Raw genomic sequence first — 5,841 nt, 5'->3', positions numbered from 1 at the left:
GCGCGCCGCCGCGGCCGGCGCCGGCATCGCCGACGACCGCGCCTGGCACGCGCTGATCGACGGCAGCGGCTTGCGCGGCCCGGCCCGGATCCTGGCCGAGCACGCCGCCTTCCTCGGCTACGCCGACGGCGTGCTGACCCTGGCGCTGGGCCCCAACGACGAGCACCTCAAGGCGCCGGCGCTGGTCAAGCTGGTCGCCGACGCCCTGGCCGCGCGCCTGGGCGCGGCGCCGCAGATCCGCTTCGAAGCCGCATCGGCCGGCGCCGCCGGCAACGGCGAGTCGGTGCACGAGCGCAACCTGCGCGCGCGCGACGAGCGCCAGGCGCGGGCCGAGGACATGTTCATGAACGACCCCGACGTGCGCCGGCTGATCGAGCAGTACGGCGCCAAGGTCGTGCCCGATTCGATCCGCCCCTTCGACGAACCCTGAGCGGGCCACGCGGCCGCCCCTTGCGCGCGGCCGCCGCCGGCCCAACACCTGAACCGACATCGCGCCGCGCTTCACTGGCGGCGCCCGGCTCGGGCCCGCCCAGCCCCCTTTCTTCACGACAAAGCAGGACCACCACCATGCGCGGCAACATCGCCCAACTCATGCAACAAGCGCAGAAGATGCAGGAAAACGTGCAGCGCGCCCAGGAAGAACTGGCCAAGATCGAAGTCACCGGCAGCGCCGGCGGCGGCATGGTCAGCGTCACCGTCACCGGCCGCATGGAGTGCCGCAAGGTGCGCATCGATCCCAGCGTGCTGAGCGACCAGGAAATGGTCGAGGACCTGATCGCCGCGGCGTTCAACGATGCGGTCAACAAGATCAACGCCGAGTCGCAGGCGAAGATGTCGGCGGCCACCGCCGGCATGCCGATGCCGCCGGGCATGAAGCTGCCGTTCTGAGCCAAGCGAGACCAATCCCATGGGCTTCCATATCGGTATCACCGCCGCGCTGGTCGCGGCCGGCCTGTTCGGCCTGGACCTGTACGCCACCTGGGCGGTCTGGCGCGAGCCGGACCTGACCGGCGCGCAGAAGGGCATCCAGTCCGCGATGGTCTGGCTGCTGCCGCTGCTCGGCGCCATCGTCGTGCTCAACGTGGTGCGCTCGATGAACCGCGAGCCGGCCGCGCGCAGCACCTTCACCACCTCCGAGTGAACGCCGTCGCCGCCGCGGGCGGGGCGCGCGCATGAGCAGCGCCCTGCTCGAACAACTGATCGACGCGCTGCGGGTGCTGCCCGGCGTGGGCCAGAAATCGGCCCAGCGCATGGCCTACCACCTGCTCGAGCGCGAGCGCAGCGGCGGCCAGCGCCTGGCCCAGGCGCTGAGCGAGGCGATCGAGAAAATCGGCCACTGCGTGCGCTGCCGCGACTTCAGCGAAAGCGAGGTCTGCCCGACCTGCGCCAGCGCCTCGCGCGACGCGCATCTGCTGTGCGCGGTGGAATCGCCGGCCGACCGGCTGGCGATCGAGCAGGCCACCGGCTACCGCGGCCTGTACTTCGTGCTGCAGGGCCGGCTCAGCCCGCTCGACGGCATCGGCCCGCGCGAGCTCGGCCTGGACACCCTGGCCGCGCGCCTGGGCGAGGGCGAGGTGCAGGAACTGATCATCGCCACCAATCCCACCGTCGAAGGCGAGGCCACCGCGCACTATCTGGCGCAGCTGGCGCGCCAGCACGGGGTCAAGCCGAGCCGGCTGGCCCACGGCGTGCCGCTGGGCGGCGAGCTGGAATACGTCGACCGCGGCACCTTGTCGCATGCGTTCGGCAGCCGCACGGAAGTGGGTTGAGGGCCGCGGAACAAGCGCAGCGACGGGCGCGGCGAATGGTGGTTTCGCGACTGCGGTGGCCTTTCGGCGATCGCGAAGCTTGCCGGTCGCGCCGCGCTGCTACGATCCTCCCGATCCTCACTCCCTGATCCCACCGCCATGACCGACCCGACCATCTTCGGCAAGATCATCCGCCGCGAACTGCCGGCCGACATCGTCTACGAAGACGACGAGCTGATCGCGTTCCGCGACATCGCCCCGCAGGCGCCGGTGCACGTGCTGTTCGTGCCGAAGACGCCGATCGCCACGCTCAACGAATTGAAGCCCGAACAGGCGGCCGTGGTCGGCAAGCTTGCCTACGCGGCGGCGCAGTACGCCAAGCGCGAGGGCTTCGCCGAGGACGGCTATCGCGTGGTCATGAACTGCAACGAACACGGCGGCCAGACCGTGTTCCAACTGCACCTGCACCTGCTCGCCGGCGACCACCTCGGCCGCTTCGGCACGCCGCGCTGAGCGCGGGGTGTTCCGACGCTCCCGATCAACACGGGCCGAAACGCACGAAGGCGCCGCAAGGCGCCTTCGTCGCATCCGCGCCGCGCAGCCTGCGCTGCGCGCTGGTCTTACCACCAGCCCCACCACGGCCACGGCGCCGGGCGTTCGATCACGTCGACCTGCTGGCGCACCGGCCACAGGTAGACGACTTCGGCGTCGAGCTTGGGGAAGCGGTAGTCGTACTCGCCGATGCGGCGCGACTCGTAGCCGGCGATGCGGCCGGTGAAGGTCACTTCGCGGTTCTTCTCGAACAGCGCCGGGTCGTAGAAACCGGTGCGGCAGGCGAGGAAGCGGCCGCCGGTGTCGTCGCTGGCCCAGTACGGCCGGCCGGTGTCGCCCAGGCGGGTCGAGATCATCTCGAAGCAGGTGCGGTTGGCCTGCGGTTCGACGTCGACGATGCGGCCGCCCCAGCGCACCAGCGAGCCGGTGGCGTCGCGGGCCGCCGCATCGGACGGGGTGATCGCGGTGAACGTCCCCTGCAGGGGTTGGGGCGCCGAGACGCAGGCGCTGAGCAGCGCGACGCCGGCGGCTAACAAGGCAAGACGGAGCTTCATCGAGGTTCTCCTGTACGGCCCGGGCGGTGCGCGCGTAGGGCCCGGACCAGTTCGTTGCGCAGTTCTCGGGCTTCGCGCCGCCCGGCTTGGCTGCCAGCGTACCGCCAATCGCTGAAATTTTGGCTGAGCCGGCGCAGCGGCGCGGCCAGATCCGGCCGCGCCTTTGCGACACGTTCAGCCCAGGCCAGCGCCGGCTCGTGCGGCGCGCGCTCCAGGCCCAGGCGGCGATAGCGCCGGCCGAGCGCGTGCCAGGCGCGCAGGACCGGATCGCGCTGGCGTTCGCCGCGGCTGCTCAGCCACACCATCCAGGCGCCGGCGAGGCTGGCGAACAGCACGAACAGCGCGACCAGGCGCGGGGCGTCGAGCCGGTCCACGCCGAACGGCTGCAGCAGCCGTTCCTGGCGGCTGGCGTCGAAGCCGAGCACGAAGTCGTTCCAGCCGCGCCGCGCCCAGTCCCCGAGGTTGAACAAGGGCGTGGCCGCGCCGATCCCGCCGAACAGGCCGCCGGCGCCGGGCGTGCGGTCGGCCAGGGTGTCGTAGATGCGTTCGGGCGCGACCGCGGCGGTCGGGTCCATGCGGGTCCAGCCGCGGCCGCGCAGCCACACCTCGGCCCAGGCGTGGGCGTCGGAGCGGCGCACCAGCCAGTAGCCGCCGACCGGGTTGTAGTAGCCGCCGGCATAGCCGGTCACCACCCGCGCCGGCACCCCGGCGGCGCGCATCAGCACCACGAACGCCGAGCTGAAGTGCTCGCAGAAGCCGGCCTTCTGCTCGAACAGGAATTCGTCGACCGAATGCCGGCCCGCCAGCGGGGTGGCCAGGGTGTAGGCGAACTCGCGGTGGAACATGTCCATCGCGCGCTGGGCGATGGCGGCGTCGTCGCCGCCGGTTTCGCGCCGCCACTGCGCGGCCAGCGCCAGGGTGCGCGGGTTGTAGCCGCTGGGCAGGTCCAGGGCGGCGCGGCGCAGGGTTTCGCGCAGGTCGGTTTCGAACCGGCGCGGCGGCGAGGAACGCAAGTGCCAGCGGGTCAGCGCGTTGAGCGGGCGGCGCGCGTAGATGCCGTAGTCGTAGCTCAGCCGCGCGTTGTCCGGCGCGCCCAGCGGCAGGTCGAGGGCGACGAACTGGCGGTCGTCGGTGGGCTCCACTTCCAGTTCGTAGTCCCAGATCGTGGCCGAGGCCTGGAACCCGGCCGGCGGCAGCCCGCCGAACCAGGCCTGGGTCCAGGTGCGGCCGTCGAAATTCCACAGCACCGGCCCGCGCCAGTACATCTGCGAGGTCGGCGGCGCGTCGCCGTTGAAGCGCGCGCGCAAGGTCACGGTCTCGTCGTTCATCAGCTCGACCATCTCGCCCGGCGCCATCCGGTCGGACAGGCCGGGGCGGGCGAGGGCGCGGTCGGGCACGCCCCACAGCGGCGAGGCCAGGCGCGGGAACAGCCAGAACGCGGCCAGCGCCAGCGGCAGGCCGATGCCGATCAGCCGCGCCACCGACCACAGCTGCTGGCGCACCGGCGGCGCCGGCGCGCGCGGCTGGCCCGGCGCGGCCAGGGTGTCGATCTCGGCCAGGCGCTGCAGCGCGACCAGGGCGAAGATCGACGCGGCCAGGCCCAGCACCAGCGACAGCGGCCCCTGGTCGAGCAGGAAGGTCGCGAACGGGCCGAACAGGCCGAAGCCGATCTGGCTGCGCGCATCGCGCAGGGTGTAAGTCTCCGCCGGCTTGATCGCGAACATCGCCGCCAGCAGCGCGCAGCCGGTGTCGCGGCCGAACGAGAACCGCGCCAGCACCAGCACCGTGCCGACCAATGCGATCACCAGCACCAGCCGCAGCAGCGCCGGCTGCGCGCGCCGCCACGACAGCGCGCCGACGCCGAGGCCGACCACGGCGATGACCGCGGCGATGGACGGCGGCAATTGCAGCAGCAGCGGCAACAGGCAGCTGGCGCCGGCCAGCAGCGCCCAGCGCCGCGCGCCGGGTTCGAGGGGAACCGCCGCGGGCTTGGCGCGCGCCGCAGGGGCCGTCGCGTTATCGAAGGACGCGGACTCAAGCATGCGGCAGCAGCGCCAGCGCGCGCAGGCAGGCGTGACGGTGGGCGACGCCGTTGCCGGGGCCGAGCGCGGGCTGGCCGGGCAGGCTCAGGCGATAGCGGCAGCCGTCGCGCTCGGCCTCGTCGACCCAGCGCGCCAGCCGCGCGATCCGCGCCTCCTGGCCCAGCCCGTGCAGGCGCTGCCAGTCCAGTTCGATGTCGGCGCCGAGCGGCTGTTCGTACTCGCGCACCAGCAACTGGTCGCGCCGGGCCGAATGCTTCCAGGCGATCGCCCGGCGCGCGTCGCCGGGGCGGTAGCCGCGCAGGTGGTGGACGTCGTCGCCGCTGGGATGCAGGCGGGTCACGGTCTGGTCGCCGCCGCCGACCGGCAGCGGCGGGCCGTGCGCTTCCGGCGCGGGGTAGACCAGCAGCGGCGTTTCCGCCCACACGTTCGACCAGGCCCGCGCCAGGCCGAGCGGACGGGTGGTGGAGACCCGCAGCTTGGGCGCGTCGAGCCAGCCGCGGCGGTGGGTGGCGATGCGCAGTTCGGCTTCGCCCGCGCCTTGTTCCAGGTCCAGCCGCGCCGGCTCGATCTCGCCGGCGAGGCCGTCGTCGACGAGCAGGCCGCGCCGCACCCGGTCCGCGGCGGCGCGCGCGTGCACGCGCACCCGCATCGCGCTGCCGGCCGGCACCGGCTCGGCGTCCACGGCGATGATGCGCAGGCCCGACAACTGCAGCTGCGCCGCGATCAGGCTGGCCAGGCCGGCGCCGCCGAGCAGCAGCGCCAGCAGGAACGCCGGGTTGTTGTTGTAGTTCAGCGCGCCCAGGATCATCGCCGCCAGCAACGCCGCGTAGAACGCGCCGAATCCGGTCGGCAGCACGTAGATGCGGCGGCGGTCGAACTGCGCCGGCAGCGCCTCGGGCCGGCGCGGCCGGGTCCAGGCGTGCAGGCGCGCGCGCCACTGCCGCC

The 5,841-nt window shown here is 73.1% G+C and carries 7 protein-coding genes and 1 pseudogene; 5 read left to right on the top strand and 3 right to left on the bottom strand.

Going from position 1 to position 5,841, the window contains the following annotated elements; all coding sequences use genetic code 11:
- From A7A76_RS20465 to A7A76_RS20445, 5 genes and pseudogenes are all read left to right on the top strand, one after another.
- Nucleotides 1-430 (top strand): annotated as a pseudogene (locus A7A76_RS20465) (DNA polymerase III subunit gamma/tau); the annotation flags it as partial.
- A gap of 137 nt (nucleotides 431-567) precedes the next feature.
- Nucleotides 568-888: a YbaB/EbfC family nucleoid-associated protein gene (locus A7A76_RS20460; RefSeq protein WP_206413041.1), complete on the top strand. Its 321-nt coding sequence runs from the start codon at nucleotides 568-570 to the stop codon at nucleotides 886-888.
- 19 nt (nucleotides 889-907) lie between these two features.
- Nucleotides 908-1,141: a hypothetical protein gene (locus A7A76_RS20455; RefSeq protein WP_206413040.1), complete on the top strand. Its 234-nt coding sequence runs from the start codon at nucleotides 908-910 to the stop codon at nucleotides 1,139-1,141.
- 31 nt (nucleotides 1,142-1,172) lie between these two features.
- Nucleotides 1,173-1,769: a recombination mediator RecR gene (gene recR / locus A7A76_RS20450; RefSeq protein ID WP_206413039.1), complete on the top strand. Its 597-nt coding sequence runs from the start codon at nucleotides 1,173-1,175 to the stop codon at nucleotides 1,767-1,769.
- A 138-nt stretch (nucleotides 1,770-1,907) separates the two neighbouring features.
- Nucleotides 1,908-2,261 carry a histidine triad nucleotide-binding protein gene (locus A7A76_RS20445; protein ID WP_206413038.1) on the top strand — a complete coding sequence of 118 codons (354 nt, stop codon included), beginning with the start codon at nucleotides 1,908-1,910 and terminating at the stop codon, nucleotides 2,259-2,261.
- 107 nt (nucleotides 2,262-2,368) lie between these two features.
- On the opposite strand, the gene A7A76_RS20440 is transcribed toward A7A76_RS20445, so the two are convergent.
- The 3 genes from A7A76_RS20440 to A7A76_RS20430 are packed head-to-tail and all read right to left on the bottom strand — an operon-like array spanning nucleotide 2,369 to nucleotide 5,821.
- The gene (locus tag A7A76_RS20440; RefSeq protein WP_206413037.1) at nucleotides 2,369-2,854 is read right to left on the bottom strand and encodes a Slp family lipoprotein; all 486 of its coding nucleotides are present in this window, start codon (nucleotides 2,852-2,854) and stop codon (nucleotides 2,369-2,371) included.
- The gene (locus tag A7A76_RS20435; RefSeq protein WP_206413036.1) at nucleotides 2,851-4,896 is read right to left on the bottom strand and encodes a transglutaminase TgpA family protein; all 2,046 of its coding nucleotides are present in this window, start codon (nucleotides 4,894-4,896) and stop codon (nucleotides 2,851-2,853) included. The genes A7A76_RS20440 and A7A76_RS20435 overlap by 4 nt, the downstream gene beginning before the upstream one ends.
- On the bottom strand, nucleotides 4,889-5,821 hold the full coding sequence (locus A7A76_RS20430; protein ID WP_206413042.1) for a DUF58 domain-containing protein: 933 nt from the start codon (nucleotides 5,819-5,821) through the stop codon (nucleotides 4,889-4,891). The genes A7A76_RS20435 and A7A76_RS20430 overlap by 8 nt, the downstream gene beginning before the upstream one ends.
- Nucleotides 5,822-5,841: the final 20 nt, after the last annotated feature.

The sequence above is a fragment of the Lysobacter enzymogenes genome (genome assembly GCF_017168095.1).
GTDB classification, from domain to species: Bacteria; Pseudomonadota; Gammaproteobacteria; order Xanthomonadales; family Xanthomonadaceae; genus Lysobacter; species Lysobacter enzymogenes_D.
Note: the sequence above shows the minus strand (reverse complement) of the source record. Positions and strands in the feature narration are given on the sequence as shown.